The organism is Aquisalinus luteolus (assembly GCF_009712425.2).
Classification (GTDB): domain Bacteria; phylum Pseudomonadota; class Alphaproteobacteria; order Caulobacterales; family Parvularculaceae; genus Aquisalinus; species Aquisalinus luteolus.
The window spans coordinates 103820-121919 of record NZ_VCJR02000004.1 but is presented as its reverse complement, the minus strand read 5'-3'; the positions used below and the strand labels follow the sequence as shown (position 1 = coordinate 121919).

Genomic DNA, 18100 nt, shown 5'->3' with positions numbered 1-18100 from the left:
GGCACGGATGGTTCCGCACCGGGCATCTCACAAAACGTTCCACGGATGACGCAAGCTTTACAAGCCTAGTTGACGGCTTTTTCCCGCATGAGCACCAGCTCCTCTGCCGCGGTCGGGTGCAGGGCCACAGTGTTATCGAACTGGGCCTTGGTAAGCCCGGCCTTTACCGCAATCGCAACAGCCTGGATTATCTCGGCCGCATCATCACCAATGATGTGACAGCCCAGAACACGGTCTGTTTCCGGATGAACAACCAGCTTGATCAGCATGCGCTCCGGATTGTTGGCAAGGACATGCTTCATCGGCCGGAAATCGGATTTGTAGATATCGACCTCGCCAAATTCCTTGCGCGCCTCGGCCTCCGTCATGCCGACCGTGCCGATGGGCGGCTGGGAAAAGACAGCCTTCGGAATGCAGTCATAATCCATCTTCGTCGGATTGTTCTTGAACTGCGTCTCGGCAAAGGCGACACCCTCGCGGATCGCGACCGGCGTCAGGTTCACCTTGTCGGTCACATCGCCCAGCGCAAAGATATTCTCCTGGCTGGTCCGGTGCTCGTCATCGGTGATGACCGCGCCGCTCGGGCGTGTCTGAACGCCCGCCTCTTTCAGGCCCAGCCCGTCGACCTTGGGCGAGCGCCCAATGGCCCAGAAGACGACATCCGTGTGCAACGTATCGCCATTGGCAAGATGCACGATCTTCTCGCCTTCCCTCTCTTCGATCTTCGTAAAGATTGTCTCGGTGATCAGCCGTATACCCTTGTGCTCCATTTCGACATGCAGCTGCTTCGACAGGTCCTCATCGAAATATTTCAGCAGCCTCGGCCCGCGATAGACCAGTGTGGTCTCCACGCCGAGCCCGGCAAAGATGAACGCAAACTCTATGGCGATATACCCGCCCCCGGCGATAACCATACGCTTGGGCAGCTCCGGCAGGTGGAAAGCCTCAGCCGATGTAATGCCCAGTTCATTGCCCTCGATCGACGTGTCGCGCACAGGCGTGCCGCCGACGGCGATCAGGATCTTGTCCGCTGTCACATCGCGATCTTCACCAACAAGATGCACCGTATGGGCGTCTTTCAGGACGGCGCGGGTGTGCAGCACTTCCACCCCTGCCTTTTCAAGATTGGTCAGGTAGATCCCGTTCAGCCGGTCGATCTCCCGGTCCTTGTTGTCGACCAGCAGCTGCCAGTTGAAGTCGCGCTCGCCATGCTGCACCCAGCCATAGCCCTGCGCATCGTCAAAGGCACGGCCGAATTCGCTGGCATAGACGAACATCTTCTTGGGCACGCAGCCACGGATGACGCAGGTGCCGCCGACGCGGCTTTCCTCGGCAAGGCCGACCTTCGCCCCGGTCTGGGACACCAGGCGAGAGGCCCGCACACCGCCGGACCCCGCGCCTATCACAAACAGATCATAGTCGTATTTCATGGTGCTGGTTGTGGGGGCTTTGCCGCCGGAAAACAAGCTCTCCGATCAGGCGCTCCACAGGAATGTGACTGGAACCGGCTGAGATCAGTCGGCGATAAAGCCAATGCCGCCCTTGAAACGGTCATCGCGAAATTCCTGCAATTCCTGCGAGAACACCGCCAGCATCTCTGCATGGATGGCCCTGAAGACCGGGTCGAGTTGGCCGGTGAACTCCACCGGCACGTTCACCATCGGCTGGGTGCCGACAAAGACGTCCAGCCCCTGCCCGGCCATATCGACCCGCACCGCCGTGCGTAGCCAGAGCGAGCCGGAATCTTCGACATTGTCGATCGTCACGCAGACGCCGAAGGCCACCGGTTCCAGCCGGATCACCGGGCTCTGATAGAAGCTGAAGGCCGCATCGCCATAATCGTGATGCGGATCGAACTGGCCTTTCGCCGGCACGCCGACAACACGCTCCGGCTCGCACCCCAGCCACCCGGCATAGCCGTCCATCACGGCGCGACCGAAAGCCTTGCAGTGGAGCAGGTTATCCATCGCCGCCTTGCCGTAATCGCTGACGGCGCGTTTCAGCTCATCATAGGGGCTGTCGCCTGAAGTCTGGGTGGAAGTCGTGTTGTCGGTCATGCGCAAAATGTCTTTCGGGCCTGCTCGCGGGGCTATTCGCCCAATGTCTCGACACCCCGGTCGGTTCCGAAGATGGCAAGGCTGGCGATGCCGATGAACAGGCCGGTCTCGATCACGCCCGGGATGGCCCGCAGCGATGCATCGAGGGCTGCCGCATCATCGATGCGCGTACACTGAATATCGACGATATAGTTGTTGCTGTCGGTCAGGTAGACGCCGCCACCAGCCTCACGAGAGCCGGGCCGCAGTTTCAGGCTGGCGGATTTCAACCCGTTCGCAGCAAGCGCCTTGCGGATCGCCTGAACCGTCAGCGGCCATGAGAACCGCTCGATCTCGACGGGCAGCGGGAATTTGCCAAGCTGGGCGACCTTCTTGGACTTGTCGGCGATCACGATCATTCGCGCACCAGCCGCCGCGATGATCTTCTCGCGCAGATGCGCGCCACCGCCGCCCTTGATCAGGTTAAGGTCCGGATCGACCTCATCGGCCCCATCGATGACGAGGTCGATGCGGGTCATCTCGTCCGGCTCGACCAGCTCGATCCCGGCCTCCGTCGCCAGGCGCCTGGTTTCCTCGGAAGTCGGGATACCCCGCACGGTGAGCCCGGCCCTGACCTTCTCGCCCAGCAAATCGACGAGATGTTTCGCCGTAGAGCCGGAGCCGATGCCGAGGGTCATCCCGTTCGATACATGGTCCAGCGCCGCAGCGGCTGCGCGTCTTTTCTGGGCGTCGGCGGACATAGAATTTTCCTCATACCTGTTTGTGCCAAGCTAAAGCAAAATCCAGGGCGAACCGCAAGGGCGCTCACCACAGTCCGTACATGCAGAACCCCGCCGCTGACGAAGCAGGGCGGGGTTGCACAGAATACTGATTATCGGCGTAAGGCTCAGACAGTCGTGCTGTCGTCGCCCATCGGCATTGCGCCGCCGCCTTCAGCCGGCGGACCATACTGGTTCGGGCCTGCGCTCGGCTTGATATAGGAAATGAAGAGCAACACGAAGAACGCGATGATGTTCACCAGCGGGATGATCAACAGCAGGACCAGCCAGCCCGTGTGGCCGGTATCGTGCAGGCGGCGAACCGTAACGCCGAGTGACGGCAGGAAAGAGCCGAGTACGAAGATGAAATACAGGAAATCGTTGATCAGATACAGAATAGTACCGACAACGAGATAGAACAGGAAATACCACCAGAATTCGGCGCGACCTGAACGGCCCTGCAAATTCACGTAATTTGTATAAACCGTCTTTACGGCGTCAACGAAACCCATGTCTCTCTCCTCGGGTTGTGTCCTCTACTGACCCTAGGAATATAGCAGTTCGAGGATTATTCAACCGTTACCGATTTGGCGAGATTGCGCGGCTGGTCGACATCCGTGCCCTTCGCAACGGCTGTATGATAGGCGAGAAGCTGGATCGGGATCGCATAGAGCAGCGGCGCCAGCAGCGGATCGCACTCCGGCACGGCAAGCGAGGCCCACAGGTCGCTGGAACGACCGGCGGCAGCGATGCCCTTTTCAGACGATATCAGCATGCACTTGCCCCCGCGGGCCATAACCTCGTGCATATTGGAGATGGTCTTGTCGAACAGCGCATCTTCCGGCGCAACGACGATGACCGGCACCTTCTCATCGATCAGCGCGATGGGCCCGTGTTTCAGCTCGCCGGCGGCATAGCCCTCGGCATGTATATAGGAGATTTCCTTCAGCTTCAGCGCCCCTTCCAGTGCCATGGGGAAGGAAATGCCGCGCCCCAGATAAAGTACGTCCCGCGCCTTTGCGAGGTCTCCGGCAATACTCTCGATCGCCTTCGCCGCGCCCAGCGCCTCTGACATATGACGCGGCATGCCGAGCAGGCTTTCGACCAGGTGCTTTTCCTGTTGCTCGTCCAGATGCCCGCGCTGGACACCGGCAGCGATGGCAACGGCTGCGAGCGAGGCAAGCTGGCAGGTAAAGGCTTTCGTCGAGGCAACGCCGATCTCCGGCCCGGCATGGGTCGGGAACAGGGCATCGGCCTCGCGGGCAATCGTGGACTCCGGCACGTTGACGAGCGCGGCGATGGTCTGGCCATGCTCACGCGCATCGCGCAGCGCTGCGAGCGTGTCTGCCGTCTCGCCGGACTGGGAGATGAACAGGGCGACGCCTTTTTCCGGATACGGAACGTGGCGGTAGCGCAGCTCGGACGCGATATCGATTTCCACGGGCAGGCGGGCCCATTCCTCGAACCAGTATTTGGCGATCAGCCCGGCGAAATAGGCCGTGCCGCAGGCGGAGATCGTCAGTCGGTCGATCCCCTTGAAGTCAATCCCGTCCCCCGGCAGGCGCACCTTGCTGGCGATCGGATCGATGAAGGATGAAAGCGTATGGCCGATGACTTCCGGCTGTTCATAGATTTCCTTGGCCATGAAATGGCGGTGGCCGCCCTTGTCGACCAGCGCGGCGGAGGCATCGGAAATCCTCTCCTCCCGCGCGACCGGCTTGCCCGACATGTCGCGCACATCGATGGCATTGCGGGTGATGATCGCCCAGTCGCCATCCTTCAGATAGGTGACGCGGTTGGTGAACGGCGCCAGTGCATAGGCGTCGGAGCCGAGATACATCTCCCCCTCGCCGCGACCGATGGCAAGCGGCGAGCCCTTGCGCGCACCGAGCATCAGGTCATCCTCGCCACGGATCAGCACGGCAATGGCGAATGCGCCCTCCAGCCGCTGCAGTGCCTTGTGAAAGGCCGTAACCGGATCATTATCCTCTTCCAGATAAAATGTAACCAGATGGGCAATGACTTCCGTGTCCGTCTGCGTCGCAAAACGGTGACCCTCTTGCTGCAACTCGTCTTTCAAGTCGGCGAAATTCTCGATGATACCATTATGCACCACCGCCACCCGTTCGGTCGCATGCGGGTGGGCATTACCCTCCGTCGGCGCACCATGGGTTGCCCAGCGCGTATGGCCAATGCCGATGACACCCGGCAGCGCGTTACCCGCCAGTGTCTCGCGCAGGGCCTGCAGCTTGCCGACGGCGCGGCGGCGCTCGATGGCACCATCGTTCAGCGTCGCAATACCGGCACTGTCATAGCCGCGATATTCAAGCCGGGCGAGCCCCTCGACCAGCCTGTCGGAAACTTCCCGTGTGCCGATGATACCGATAATGCCGCACATGCGTCTTTACTCCGTTTCCGTCATTTTCTTGCGAAAGGCGATCGCCCAGCCCGGCTTCTCGACCTGGCGCCCGCGCCCGAGCGCCAGGGCGTCCCCCGGCACATCGTCGGTAACGACAGAGCCGGACCCGACAAAGGCGCCATCGCCCACCGTCACCGGGGCGACCAGCGCCGTGTTCGAGCCGATAAAGACGTTCTCGCCGATCGTGGTCTTGTATTTTCTGTAACCGTCATAATTGCAGGTGATCGTGCCTGCGCCGATATTGCAGCCCGCGCCGATTTCCGCATCGCCGATATAACTGAGATGGCTTACGGCTGTGCCCTCATGGATCACCGCCTTCTTGATCTCGACGAAATTGCCGATCTTGGCTTTTTTGCCGATCTCCGCGCCCGGGCGCAGGCGGGCATAGGGTCCGATGGAGGCAGCGGATTTCACCACCGCCCCTTCCAGATGGCTGAACGGCTTGATCTGCGCGCCGCTCTCCACACTGACGCCGGGTCCGAACACGACGTTCTGGCCGACCATCACATCGTTTCCGATTTGTGTGTCATAGGAAAAGTATACCGTGGACGGATCGGCGAGGGTTACCCCCTCCTCCATCATCCGCTGGCGTGTGCGTTTCTGGAACACGGCCTCGGCCTCGGCGAGTTCGACACGAGAATTGACGCCCAGCACTTCTTCCGCATCGCCTTCGACAACGGCGCAGGTGCCGCCAGCCTCACGCGCAAGCCCGACGATATCGGTCAGGTAATACTCGCCCTTGGCATTGTCATTGCCGATCTTCGGCAATTGCCCGAACAACACGTCGGAACGGATCGCCATGACGCCGGAATTGCACAGGCGTACGGATAGTTCCTCTTCGCTCGCGTCCTTTGCCTCGACGATGCGGGCCAGAGCGCCGGAGCCCTCGACGATCAACCGGCCATAGGCACCGGGGTCAGGCGGGGTAAAGCCGAGCACGCTGACGGCGGTGCCATCTGCCATCCCGTCAGCCATGCGCTGCAGCGTCTGCGGCGTGATCAGCGGCGTATCGGCATAGAGCACGAAGACAGAGCCTTGAAAGCCCTCAAGTCCTGGCAGGGCGCAACTGACGGCATCGCCCGTGCCGCGCGGCGGCGACTGGACGAAAATCTGTGCTTCGGGCGCAAAGGCGGTCGCCGCCTCCCCCACCTGCGGGGCATGGTCGCCGATGACGACACACAGCCGTTCCGGCGACAGGCTTTTCGCCGTCTTGATCACATGACCCAGCATCGGCAGGCCGGCGACCGGGTGCAGCACCTTTGGCAGGGATGATTTCATCCTGGTGCCATGGCCTGCGGCCAGTATCACGATCGCGGTGCCGCTCATGTGGGTGCCTGCCATATTTAGGGTCCTTCAGAATCTGGCTTAACGGGCTTTCGCCCGCTCTCTAAATGACGATTCGTTTCGTATTATGGCACTGCCTTGGTAATCAACGCCCTAAGACGGGTTTTTCTTTTCCCCGCGTCACCCTAGAAGGCTTAGAAACGCATGAAGGGGCAAGTTGCATGGCATTTCAGGACATGGTGGTGATTTTCGATCTCGACGGCACGCTGGTCGATTCGGCACCGGATCTGGCCGGCGCCATGAACCATGTGCTGGCTCTGGAAGGCCACCCGCCCCTGCCATTGGAAAAAGTCCGCAGCCTCGTCGGCAATGGCGCCCGCGCCCTTCTGGAACGCGGCTTTGCCGAATATGACCATACCGATATCGCCACGGAAGAGATGGAGCGCCATATCGGCACCTTTATCGACTGGTATGTCGATCACATCGCCGATGACAGCAGGCCGTTCCCGGGCTGCGAGGAAATGCTGGATGCCCTTGCCGCCCATGGCGCGGCGCTCGCCGTCTGCACCAACAAGACCGAAAGGCTGGGATTTGCCCTGCTCGAGGCAATCGGCCTGAAAGACCGGTTCGAGACGATCATCTGCCGCGACACGCTGGCAACTTACAAACCGGCACCGGAACCGCTGCTGGAATGCGTCACGCGCACAGGCCGACAGAGCGGCGTCATGATCGGCGACACCATGACCGACCTGTCGGCTGCCCTTGCCGCCGACATGCCTTGCCTCATCGCCTCATTTGGCTATGGCAGCTTTACCGGTGAACAAAAGAAAAAGGCCGGGTGGTTCGACGCCTTCGACGCCCTGCCCGGCCTTTTATCGAAAATGTGTGACTGATCAAGTCAGCCTATGCATGCGCCTGCTGGTTGATTCGCCGCGGCATGCCATTGACCATGTCGCTGCGGATATCCGTCCGGGCGGAACGCATGGTTGATACAAAGCCCTCATTGACGAGCTTCACATCAACATCAAACCCTTTTTTACGCCAGTAATCGTTGATCAGATTTTGCAAACGGTGAGCGCCGTCCTTTGTACACAAGTCTGACATTGATCGAATTCCTCCTGTGCTTGGGTGAACTTTTTATGCCCATAAGCAAGCAGAGAATCCTTATCTTGTCCACACGAAAAATAGTTTAGCCTGATAACATTTATAGGAAATTCATTTGTTGCAGTGCAAAATCCTTGTTTAGCGCTAACATTCACTGCTCAAATATGTTGTTATATAATATTCTATAGGTTAGGCTAATAATATGGACAGAATGAAGATCATGGCGAGATATGCCTATCCCAACCAGAATGCGCCCGAACCGGCAGCTGAAGGGGATGTGGGGTCAATCGGGGCGAGAATCAAATCCGCCCGCAAGACAATCGGCCTGAACCAGGCCGATCTCGCCCTGCGCCTGGGCGTTTCCCAGCCGACCGTCGCGAACTGGGAAACCGGCGTTCACGACCCGCGCCAGCTGATGCTGGCAAAGCTCGCAGAGGCACTGCACGTCAATCTCGGCTGGCTTGCCTCCGGCGAGCGTTCCATGGCCGAACGGGACAAGCACCCCGCCGCCGCATATCTGCGCCGGGCGATCCACCATGTGCCGGTCATCCCCTATTCCCAGACTGTGCAGATGCTGGATCACGAGGCGTTCGACCCGCATGAGATCGCGACCGACTACATCCCGGTCACGTCGGGCAGTGAGCGCATGTTCGGCTTCTTCTCGGCTGACGCGGCAATGAACCTCGCCTTCCCGTCCAACACGCTGGTCGTCATCGACTATAATCACCGCGTTCCCGCAGACAGCGACATAGTGCTGATCCGGCGCGAGGACGGCACCCCCCTGCTTCGGCGCTGGCGCAAGGAGCCGTCGCGGCTCGAGCCCTATTCCAGCGATCCGAACCACGAGACACTGTATGTCGACAAGCTGACCGACATCATCGGAACCGTCACCGTCTCCATCCGTTTCCACTGATAACGCAGAGATCATGCTCTCGCCGCATTTTGGGGGCGAATATTGTCTTGTTAAGGCAATTGCCTCTACAGATGAGGGGAAACGGAACGACGCATGACAGACACCCCCAAGCGGGCCGACCGGTTCGCGCTTGCCGGATGGCAGGCCGACGAAACCGACCCCGCCATCCATTTCGATTTCACCTGCTCGCGCTTCGGCGCGTTTCGCGAGACCGTCGCCTGGCCGATGCTGGGCGCGCCGCTGAAAGGTCATATCGATGAGGGGCTGGCCGGGCTGATCGACCTCCTGCATGCGGCCCTTGGTGTCAGCTATTTCAAATGCGCGGCGGCCCATACGCTGGCCCTGCCCGGCGACCTTGGCCCCGAAGCACGGGAGATGGCCGTCAGTCTCTATACAGATGGCCTTGCCGAGTTCTATGTCCGCGCCGGACTGCCATGGCCGGCTGACCTGTCTTTCGAGTTCGAGGGCAAGCGCCACCAGCCCCACAGGGGCGGGGCAGCCCCCTTCCCTCAGATCGCCGAAGCGCTCGTCGCCTTTGGTGGTGGCAAGGACTCCTACGTCGCCGAACGCATCGTGGAAGAAGCCGGCGTCTCCTGGGCGGCGTCATCCTCGGTCATGTCGGATAAGGTCGCCAACACGATCCAGGGCACGTCCGTCACGCCGGTCCATTTCATGCGCCGCACGCTCGATCCGAAAATCCGTGAGGTAAATAATCAAGGCGCGTTCAACGGCCATGTGCCAATTACCGCGATCAACTCGCTGATGCTGGTCATTCTTGGGCGCCTGACGGGAGCGAGATACGCGATCTTTGCCAATGAACGCTCCGCAGACGAACCGACCATGGATCTGGGCGGCATCAGCGCCAATCACCAATATTCCAAGTCGAGCTTTTTCGAGGAGAAACTGCGCGCCGCGATCCACGCCGCCGATCCCGGTGCACCGGACTATTTCTCCATCCTGCGCCCCTTCTCGGAAATCTGGATCGCCCGTGCTTTCGCCGGCACGACGCTACCCAAGGTGAAGTTCACCAGCTGTAACCGCAATTTCCAGATCACCGGCGACGACAGCCCGCGCTGGTGCGGGGAATGCGCCAAATGCGCCTTCACCTCGCTGATGCTCGCCCCGCACATGCGCCGTCATGAGGCGGAGACAATCTTCCCCACTCTCTTTCCGGACAAGGTAGACTTGCTGCCGGTCTATCGCGAGCTGCTCGGCCTGACCGATACCAAGCCGTGGGACTGCGTCGGCACCATCGATGAGTGCCGCGCGACGCTTTATCAGATGAGCCTGATGGAGGACTGGAAGGACATGGCCTTCGTGCGCGACTTGCTGCCGGAAGTGCTGGCGCAGAATACGCCAGAAGAATTGCAGGCCTTTTGGGATGAAGGCCTGACTGAAGCACCACGCCATTTCGTGCCGCAGAAATTCATGGAGGCTGCCCGTGCGCTCTGAACAGGACATCAGCCTGCTGATCATGCATGGCCTCGGCGTCGAGGGCCGCGCCACCCTGCCCTGGTTCCTCGAGCGTTCAACTTGCCGGATCATCGCCATCGACAAGGCGGAAGCCGTCGAGCGCCTGCCAGAGGAACTGCGCCGCAACGAGCGTATCAGCTTTGTCGAAGAAAACCGGGTCACTATACCGGAAGAGAACCACGACACGACGCTCTATCTGCGCTCGCCCGGCATCCCGCCGCGCAACAAGGTCGTTGCCGCCATCGCCGAGGCCGGTATCGCGTCAACGACACCGACCGGCTACTGGATTGCGCAGCACGCCCCGGCGGGGACGATCACCATTACCGGCACCAAGGGCAAGAGCTCGACCGCCAGCCTGACGGCAAGCCTCTTGAAATGGTGCGGCGTCAAGGCCGAAGAAATGGGCAATATCGGGCGCACGCCCTATGAGGCCAATCCCGGGCCGGACACGATCTGCGTGTTCGAACTCTCATCCTACATGATGCACGACCTGCCGCAGGCGGATATCTTCCACACCGTCACCTCTCTCTATACGGAGCATACCGACTGGCACGGCACTCATGAGGCTTATGCCGAGGCGAAGATGCGGCCCTGGTTCTTCGACCCGCCCGCACCGGGCCTGACCAGTGGCGAACTGAAGCCCTACCTGCTGGAGAAACCCGACGGCGTGCGCTATTTCGAGGATGTGGTGCCCATTACGGCGGGCACGATCTTTCTCGGTCAGGGACTGACCTTCCGCCCGGCCGATTACAATGAGGCCTTCAAGGCCCCGACCATGGTTATGGCCCTGCGCACCGCCATCGCCATCGCCAAGGCGCGCGGCCTCGCCGAACCGGCCACCATGTATGACGCGCTGGAAAAGCACCTGCCGACATGGTCCGGCCTTGAATGCCGCCAGCAGATCATCACCTCGACGGACGGCAAGATCTGGGTCGACGATTCCCTCGCCACCGTGCCCGAGGCAACGGAGTCTGCGCTGACCCGCTGGGCTCGCACGCCCATACATCTGATTCTTGGAGGCAAGGATCGCGGCCAGTCTTTCGGCGACCTGATGGCGACCTGCGCCCTGCGCCAGGATGTGCGTATCTATGGCTTTGGCGACACAGCGGGCAAGATCGCCGATGCGGCTGAGGAAGCCGCCCTCGGCGTGCGCTTCCACGGCGCCAAAACGCTGGAAGACGCGATCACCATGGCCGCTGCGGCGGCAAAGGAGGGAGAGATCGTTCTCTTCTCCCCTGCCGCATCCTCATCGGAAATTCACGGCAACTATAAAGTCCGCTCGGGGATATTCAGGCAATACGCCTCTGGCGGGCCCGGCGCGAAACCGGGCCGCGCCTGACGTTTTCTCAGCGCTCGCCGATCGGCGTGACCGACCGCTCGTCAGGACCGGTATAGTTCGACAGCGGACGGATCAGCTTGTTTTCGTCCAGCTGCTCGGCGATATGCGCCGTCCAGCCGGTGATCCGTGACATGACGAACAGCGGCGTGAACATCGGGATATCGAAACCCATAAGGTAATAGGCAGGCCCCGCTGGGAAATCGAGATTGGGATAGATACCCTTCGCCTCGACCATGGTGTCGTCGAGAATGCGCGACATCTCCCAGTATTTGCGCGCCTCGTCCGTGTCGATAATATCGACCATGGCCTTGAACGCGTCGGTCATGGTCGGCACGCGTGAGTCGCCCGAGCGATAGACCCGGTGGCCAAAGCCCATGATCTTGCGCTTCTCTTTCAGGGCCGTCAGCATCCACTCGCGGGCGTTCTCCGGCTCGCCGACTTCCTTCAGCATGTGCATGACCGCTTCGTTCGCGCCGCCATGGAGCGGGCCTTTCAGTGCGCCGATGGCGCCGGTGACGGCAGAATAGATATCGGACGTCGTCGAGGCGATGACCCGCGCGGCGAAGGTCGAGGCATTGAAAGAATGCTCCGCATACAGCGTCATGGAAATATCGAAACACTTGATCACTTCCGGTGCCGGCACCTCGCCGAAACACATGTGGAAGAAGTTCTCCGAGAAGCTCAAGCCCTCGTCAGGCCCGATCGGTTTCTCGCCCTTGCGATGGCGATAGTCCGCCGCAACCATTTCCGGGATCTTCGCCATCATGCGGATCGACTTGTCGTAAAGCCCTTCCGGCGATGAATCATCGGCGGTCGGATCTTCCTGGCCGAGGAAGCTGACCGAGGTGCGCACCGTGTCCATCGGATGCGCATCGCGATTATACCGCGCAATGACGGAGAGCAAATCATCCGACAGGCCGCGCTCGCTTTTCTCACGCTTCCTGAACTCCTCCAGCTCGCTCGCGCTCGGCAGGTCGCCATTCCAGATCACATAGGCGGTTTCCTCGAAATCGGCTTGCGTTGCCAGGTCCTGCACAGCATAGCCGCGATAGGTCAGCGAGTTCGTTTCCGGCATCACCTTTGAGATCGCGGTATCGTCGGTCACGACACCGGCAAGGCCGTATTTTATATCGTCGCTCATCATTTCCTCCGTACTATTATCTTATTTCACCGCGGGGCGGCCATCGGGGCCGGAATAGGCCCGCTCGATCCGCGCCACGCGCAATTGATAGTGGGCATACCATTCACGTATGCCCTTGTCTTGTGCCGCCAGGTGATCCGACTGCTTTTTCCAGTTCACGATTGCGCTCTCGCTTTCCCAGTAAGAGACAGTGATACCGAAACCCTCCGAATTGCGTGTCGATTCAATGCCAAGATAGCCAGGCATGGTCTCGGCCAGCGCCGCCATGCGATCTGCCATCGCCTCATAGCCCGGCGCAGGCTCGCGCAGCTGGTTGGCGAAGATTACCGCGTAATAGGGCGGCGTGAGCCCCTCGGCGAAACTGGTCATCAGCCCATCATTTCCTTGCGGCGTTCGGCAAAAGCGGCGCGCTCATTCTCATGGGGGAACGGGCCGTCAGGCACCGGCGTTCCGAGGAAGTCGCAGAGCGGGGCCCAGCCCTCCTTCACATTGAACTCCAAGAGCCGGTCGGCAGGCACGGTGTCGCGAACATGCTGGTTATGCTTCTCGAAGACGGAGATCGCGAAATCCTTGTCATCGAAGCGATCCTCGAAATGGGTCTTCCAGACCAGCTTCTCGGCATAGAGGCCGGTCTTCACCATGGTCCGCAGGCTGGGCTTGAACAGCCAGCGCATGCCGATGGAGAGTTTTTCCGCCGTGTTCGGCTCAAACTGATAGATCGTATTCTTGGCGCTCTCATACCAGCTTTCCGGGTCGCGCACGGTCAGGACCACCTTGGCATCCGGATAGGCGGCGAGGATCTCTTCCCAGAAGTAAGCGACCGGGTAATCGACGGCTGCGCCATAGTCTGCGAACGGCACCGACCAGTCGTGCGGCTCGCCTTCCAAGGCCGCCTTCCATGTCGGCAGGTCCTGCGGCCGCTTCATCAGCTCGAACATGTGATAGCACGGCTGGTCCATCAGCTTTTCCAGCGCGAACTTAAGCGAAAACGTTCCCGTACGGCCCAATCCCGCGCCGATTACCTTCAGTGTCATGATCCCTCTCCCCTCCTCCGGGATTAATCCATTGGTGTGTCGCCGACCTCGAAGTTATACAGCGACTGGTCGAAGCGGTTATATTCCTCGTAACGCAACAGGTCGTAAAGGTCCTTGCGGTGCTGCATCCTGTCGAGAATGCCGTTCTGGTCGCCATTGGTGAGGATGTGGTCCAGCCCGCGCTCGACCTCGCCCATGGCGAGGCGCAGCGTCGTCACCGGATAGATCACGACGTTGAAGCCGAGGTCTTCGAGCTCTTTCTTGTTGAGTAGGCGGCTCTTGCCGAACTCGGTCATGTTGGCGAGAATCGGCACGTCGAGCGCCTCGCGCACGGCTTCGAATTCCTTTTCGGATTTCATCGCCTCGGGGAAGATCATGTCCGCCCCGGCATCGACATAGGCCTTCATCCGGTCGATGGAAGCCTCCAGCCCCTCCACCGCGCGGGCGTCGGAGCGGGCGATGAGCACGAAATTCGGGTCGAGCTTCGCATCAGCCGCGGCGCGCACACGCTGGACCATGGTGTGGGTGTCGACGATCTCCTTGCCATCCAGATGGCCGCAGCGTTTCGGCATCACCTGGTCCTCGATATGGCAGCCGGCGAGGCCCGCCTCTTCCATCAGGCGAATGGTGCGGGCCGCACTCATCGGCTCGCCGAAGCCGGTGTCGATGTCGATGAAGGCCGGCAGGTCGGTGACACGGGCGATCTGCTTGCCACGTGTCACGAACTCTTCCTGGTTGGCGATGCCGATATCCGGCAGGCACAGATCGGCAGCCATGACGGCACCGGAGACATAGACGCCGTCAAAGCCCATGCGTTCGATCAGCTGGGCGCAGAGCGGGTTAAAGGCACCCGGAAACTGGTGCAGCTTGCCATCGGCCAGCTGGTCGCGAAAATCGCGGCGCTTCTGTTCAGCGGTTTTCTTTGTAAAGAGCATTATTTATCCTCGTCATCCGTTTTGTCCGTATTGTCTGAACTGCCCATGGCCACGGCAAAGGCGGCACCAATCCCTGCCCCGATGGCGACACCGAGAGAAATCCCAAGGGCGACATTGTCCAGAGCCACGCCGAGCGATGTACCGATGGATATGCCGACACCGATACCGAGCGCAAAGCCTGCCGGGTTCATGGCCTGTTTCTCGGGTGTCTGTTTTTCCGGCTTGTCTGCCATCAGTCATCACCTCCAGCGATACGCCCTTTCCACAACGCGAAGATCGCGCCAGCGAGCGCAATGATCACCACCACCATGATCGCGATCCAGACGATCTCGACCAGTACGACGATCAGGGCACCGACGATAAGAGCTGCCAACAAGGCAAATCCGAACAGTTTCATCGCTTCAGTCCTTTCTTCCCCTTGACCCGCCGGTAATTGACCAGAAGGCTGATCCCGATAACGAGACCGGAGACCACGCCCACGAGCACGGCAATCCAGATGATCTGTATAGCCAGCAGGACGAGCAGCCCGAAGGTCAGGCCGATCGCCATGCCATAGGTGATGGGGCGGGGTTTGTTCCTTGCCATGGCGCTAGAATATCCCCTTCAATTCATTCGTTTCCAGATACTCACGTGGCGCGGCGGGGTTGAGGGCGCGCACATCGGCGGCGGTCAGCTCCGGCAAGCGCTGGACGAGGTCTAGGAAGCGCTCGCTTTCTTCCTTCTCGAGAATATCGTCGGTCAGGGTGCGGAATTTCTGGATGTAGTGCTCGCGCACGAAGGGCCGCGCGCCGAACGGGTGGGCATTGGCGACGCCCAGCTCGTCCTCGATGGTCGAGCCGTCTTGCATGGTGATGACGACGCGGGCACCGAAGGCCTTCTCGTTCGGGTCATGGCTGTGATAGCGGCGCGTCCATTCCGGGTCTTCGGTCGTGGAAATCTTGTGCCACAGGCGCACGGTATCCTCGCGCTGGGCCCGCTCCGGGGCGTAGGATTTCACATGGTGCCATTCGCCATCCTGCAGGGCGACGGCGAAGATATACATGATCGAGTGGTCGAGCGTTTCGCGGCTCGCCTTCGGGTCCATCTTCTGCGGGTCGCCGGAGCCGGTGCCGATGACATAGTGGGTGTGGTGAGACGTGTGCAGAACGATTGACTTGACCTTGTCGAAGTCGTCGATCTTCTTGCCCATGCGGAAGGCGAGATCGATAAGCGCCTGGGACTGGTACTCGGCGGAATGTTCCTTCGTGTAGGTATCCATGATGGCGCGTTTCGCCTCGCCATTGCCTGGCAGCGGCACGATATAGGTCGGGCCGTATGGGCTGTCGCCCTTGTCCCGCGCCGTGCGGCCATTGAGGATGAAGGAGATGATGGAATCCTCGCCTTCATAGATCGGGCTCGGCGCGCCCTCGCCGCGCATGCAGCGGTCGACTGCCTCAATCGCGGTCTTGCCGGCATAGGCAGGGGCAAAGGCTTTCCAGGTGGAAATCTCGCCCTTGCGCGACTGGCGCGTCGTGACCGTGCAATGCAGCGCCTGCTGGATCGACTGATAGGTGATCTCTTTATCAAGTCCGAGCAGCGTGCCGAGGCCGGCAGCAACAGACGGGCCGATATGGGCGATGTGGTCGATCTTGTGCTCGTGCAGGCAGATGCCTTTGACGAGGTTGACCTGGATCTCATAGCCCGTTGCGATGGCGCGCATCAGCTCGTTGCCGTCCTTGCCCATCTGCTGGGCGACGGCGAGGATCGGCGGGATGTTGTCGCCGGGGTGAGAATAATCGGCGGCAAGGAAAGTATCGTGATAGTCCAGCTCGCGCACCGCCGTGCCATTGGCCCATGCTGCCCATTCGGCGGAGACGTGGGCCCCGATGCCGAGGCCGAACAGGCTTGCGCCGACCTCGCGCGGATGGGTCAGGGCCTGTGCCCGCGCCGTCTTGATCGGCCCGCGGTTCAGCGAGGCGATGGCGACGGAGGCGTTGTCGATAATGCGGTTGATGATCATGTCCTGAACGTCGTCATCGATGGCGACGGGGTCGGCGGCAACCTCGGCCATCTTCCAGGCCAGCTGGTCTTCGCGCTTCAGCTCATCCTTTGACGGGTGGGCTCTGACTTCATGATCGATCATGGGGCATCCTCTTGAAATTGTATGAATTCTTGGTCGTTACATGGCTCAAACCCGGCAGGCTGGCAACATCCCTGCCCAGCATGAGCATAAGCGTCCAAGCCCCGCCGTCCAGACGCCGCGCCGGACTGGCCGCGCCGCGATTTCGCGCAACATCATAGCGAGTTGTCACGGGGCTCTTTTCACGTTGCGGCTTTTAAGGGAAAAGGCCGCGAGTGGAATCAGTTCCAGAAACCATACCGATCGATCACAAGGAGACCCACCATGCGCGTTGGCTGCCCGAAGGAAATCAAGACCCGCGAATACCGTGTCGGCCTGACGCCTGACAGCGTGCTGGAGCTGACCCGCGCTGGCCACGAGGTGATGATCGAGACCAATGCCGGCACCGCCATCGACTTCACCGATGACGAATACCGCGCCGCCGGGGCCAGCATCGTCGACACGCCGGAAGAGATCTTCGAAAAAGCCGAGCTGATCGTGAAGGTGAAGGAACCGCAGCTGAACGAATGCGCGATGCTGTCCGAGGGCCAGACCCTGTTCACCTATCTCCACCTCGCCGCCGACAAACCGCAGGCCGAAGCGCTGGTCAAATCCGGCTGCATGGCGATTGCCTATGAGACGGTAACGAGCGACCAGGGTGGCCTACCGCTGCTGAAGCCGATGTCAGAGGTTGCCGGGCGCATGTCGATCCAGGTCGGCGCCAATGCCCTGCAGATGGCCTCCGGCGGGCGCGGCGTTTTGCTCGGCGGTGTGCCGGGCGTCTCCGCCGCCAATGTCATGGTGCTCGGTGGTGGCGTTTCCGGCTTCCATGCCGCGCAGATGGCCGTCGGCATGCATGCGGATGTCACCATCTTCGACAGGTCGCTGAACCGGCTGGAGGAGCTGGACAACCATTTCGGCAATCGCGTGCAGACCGTCTATTCCACCGCCGGGGCCATCGCCGAGGCGGTGAAGGATGCAGACCTCGTCATCGGCGCTGTGCTGGTGCCGGGCGGCTCGGCCCCGAAGCTGATCACGAAGGACATGCTGTCGACAATGAAGAAGGGCGCGGTCCTCGTCGATATCGCCATCGACCAGGGTGGCTGCTTCGAGACCTCCAAGGCGACGACCCACGACAATCCGACCTATGAGGTCGACGGCATCGTCCATTACTGCGTTGCCAACATGCCGGGCGCCGTTGCCCGCACCTCGACCTTCGCGCTGAACAACCGCACCATCCCGCATGTGGTCAACATCGCAAACATGGGCCCGAAAAAGGCGCTGAAGGCCGACCGGCACCTGCGCAACGGCCTGAACGTCGCCGATGGCTGGATCACCCACGAGGCTGTCGCGGAAGCGCTGGGCATGAAAATGAAAGAGGCCGAGAGCTTCATTTAGTTTTTCTAACCAATAGTCCCGAATAAATCGCCGGACTGACGCTTTTGTGGGCGATTATCGCGTTGCAAAAACCGGTGTGCGGCTCTAATTAGCTGAGACAAGCGGCTGCCTGCCCTGATGGACGGCAGCCGTATCAGTTTTTCTAAA

At 60.6% G+C, this 18100-nt stretch carries 20 protein-coding genes; 5 read left to right on the top strand and 15 right to left on the bottom strand.

Going from position 1 to position 18100, the window contains the following annotated elements; all coding sequences use genetic code 11:
- Positions 1-65 precede the first annotated feature (65 nt).
- From gor to glmU, 6 genes are all read right to left on the bottom strand, one after another.
- The gene (gene gor / locus FF098_RS15660) at positions 66-1430 is read right to left on the bottom strand and encodes a glutathione-disulfide reductase (RefSeq protein ID WP_155142296.1); all 1365 of its coding nucleotides are present in this window, start codon (positions 1428-1430) and stop codon (positions 66-68) included.
- An 84-nt stretch (positions 1431-1514) separates the two neighbouring features.
- Positions 1515-2057: a hypothetical protein gene (locus FF098_RS15655; protein ID WP_155142294.1), complete on the bottom strand. Its 543-nt coding sequence runs from the start codon at positions 2055-2057 to the stop codon at positions 1515-1517.
- A 32-nt stretch (positions 2058-2089) separates the two neighbouring features.
- Entirely contained in the window at positions 2090-2797 is a 708-nt protein-coding gene (gene rpiA, locus FF098_RS15650) for a ribose-5-phosphate isomerase RpiA (RefSeq protein WP_155142292.1), read from the bottom strand.
- 146 nt (positions 2798-2943) lie between these two features.
- Entirely contained in the window at positions 2944-3327 is a 384-nt protein-coding gene (locus tag FF098_RS15645; protein WP_155142290.1) for a DUF805 domain-containing protein, read from the bottom strand.
- A gap of 56 nt (positions 3328-3383) precedes the next feature.
- A complete protein-coding gene (gene glmS, locus FF098_RS15640; RefSeq protein WP_155142288.1) occupies positions 3384-5213 on the bottom strand; it encodes a glutamine--fructose-6-phosphate transaminase (isomerizing) in 1830 nt (609 codons plus the stop codon).
- A 6-nt stretch (positions 5214-5219) separates the two neighbouring features.
- Complete coding sequence (gene glmU / locus FF098_RS15635; RefSeq protein WP_205967535.1) at positions 5220-6575, bottom strand: bifunctional UDP-N-acetylglucosamine diphosphorylase/glucosamine-1-phosphate N-acetyltransferase GlmU; 1356 nt, start codon at positions 6573-6575, stop codon at positions 5220-5222.
- 164 nt (positions 6576-6739) lie between these two features.
- Between glmU and FF098_RS15630 the strand changes: the two genes are divergently transcribed.
- Positions 6740-7411 (top strand): HAD-IA family hydrolase, encoded by a 672-nt coding sequence (locus FF098_RS15630; protein ID WP_166426585.1) that lies wholly within the window; start codon positions 6740-6742, stop codon positions 7409-7411.
- A 10-nt stretch (positions 7412-7421) separates the two neighbouring features.
- On the opposite strand, the gene FF098_RS15625 is transcribed toward FF098_RS15630, so the two are convergent.
- The gene (locus FF098_RS15625; RefSeq protein ID WP_155142283.1) at positions 7422-7622 is read right to left on the bottom strand and encodes a hypothetical protein; all 201 of its coding nucleotides are present in this window, start codon (positions 7620-7622) and stop codon (positions 7422-7424) included.
- 202 nt (positions 7623-7824) lie between these two features.
- Between FF098_RS15625 and FF098_RS15620 the strand changes: the two genes are divergently transcribed.
- The 3 genes from FF098_RS15620 to murD all read left to right on the top strand — a co-directional run bounded on the left by FF098_RS15620 (position 7825) and on the right by murD (position 11347).
- Positions 7825-8535, top strand: a complete 711-nt coding sequence (locus tag FF098_RS15620; protein WP_188544148.1) for a helix-turn-helix domain-containing protein — start codon at positions 7825-7827, stop codon at positions 8533-8535.
- Positions 8536-8628: 93 nt separating this feature from the next.
- Entirely contained in the window at positions 8629-9987 is a 1359-nt protein-coding gene (locus tag FF098_RS15615; RefSeq protein ID WP_155142281.1) for a hypothetical protein, read from the top strand.
- On the top strand, positions 9977-11347 hold the full coding sequence (murD, locus tag FF098_RS15610; protein ID WP_155142279.1) for a UDP-N-acetylmuramoyl-L-alanine--D-glutamate ligase: 1371 nt from the start codon (positions 9977-9979) through the stop codon (positions 11345-11347). The genes FF098_RS15615 and murD overlap by 11 nt, the downstream gene beginning before the upstream one ends.
- Before the next feature lie 7 nt (positions 11348-11354).
- Here murD and FF098_RS15605 read toward each other — a convergent pair whose 3' ends face one another.
- Genes FF098_RS15605 through FF098_RS15570 form a run of 8 tightly spaced genes read right to left on the bottom strand, consistent with a single transcriptional unit; the run spans position 11355 to position 16579 of the window.
- Positions 11355-12491 (bottom strand): bifunctional 2-methylcitrate synthase/citrate synthase, encoded by a 1137-nt coding sequence (locus tag FF098_RS15605; protein ID WP_188544150.1) that lies wholly within the window; start codon positions 12489-12491, stop codon positions 11355-11357.
- Between the two features lie 18 nt (positions 12492-12509).
- On the bottom strand, positions 12510-12857 hold the full coding sequence (locus tag FF098_RS15600) for an antibiotic biosynthesis monooxygenase family protein (protein WP_155142276.1): 348 nt from the start codon (positions 12855-12857) through the stop codon (positions 12510-12512).
- Positions 12857-13522 (bottom strand): sulfotransferase family protein, encoded by a 666-nt coding sequence (locus tag FF098_RS15595; protein ID WP_155142274.1) that lies wholly within the window; start codon positions 13520-13522, stop codon positions 12857-12859. Before FF098_RS15595 ends, FF098_RS15600 begins: the two co-directional genes overlap by 1 nt.
- Positions 13523-13545: 23 nt before the next feature.
- Positions 13546-14457 carry a methylisocitrate lyase gene (gene prpB, locus FF098_RS15590; RefSeq protein WP_155142272.1) on the bottom strand — a complete coding sequence of 304 codons (912 nt, stop codon included), beginning with the start codon at positions 14455-14457 and terminating at the stop codon, positions 13546-13548.
- A complete protein-coding gene (locus tag FF098_RS15585) occupies positions 14457-14690 on the bottom strand; it encodes a hypothetical protein (RefSeq protein WP_205967534.1) in 234 nt (77 codons plus the stop codon). Before FF098_RS15585 ends, prpB begins: the two co-directional genes overlap by 1 nt.
- Complete coding sequence (locus FF098_RS15580; protein WP_155142270.1) at positions 14690-14854, bottom strand: hypothetical protein; 165 nt, start codon at positions 14852-14854, stop codon at positions 14690-14692. Before FF098_RS15580 ends, FF098_RS15585 begins: the two co-directional genes overlap by 1 nt.
- Positions 14851-15042, bottom strand: a complete 192-nt coding sequence (locus FF098_RS15575) for a hypothetical protein (protein WP_155142268.1) — start codon at positions 15040-15042, stop codon at positions 14851-14853. Before FF098_RS15575 ends, FF098_RS15580 begins: the two co-directional genes overlap by 4 nt.
- 4 nt (positions 15043-15046) lie before the next feature.
- Positions 15047-16579, bottom strand: coding sequence for an MmgE/PrpD family protein (locus FF098_RS15570; RefSeq protein ID WP_155142266.1), 1533 nt, complete (start codon positions 16577-16579; stop codon positions 15047-15049).
- A gap of 261 nt (positions 16580-16840) precedes the next feature.
- Here FF098_RS15570 and ald point away from each other — a divergent pair, with 261 nt between their 5' ends.
- On the top strand, positions 16841-17953 hold the full coding sequence (gene ald / locus FF098_RS15565; RefSeq protein WP_155142265.1) for an alanine dehydrogenase: 1113 nt from the start codon (positions 16841-16843) through the stop codon (positions 17951-17953).
- Positions 17954-18100: the final 147 nt, after the last annotated feature.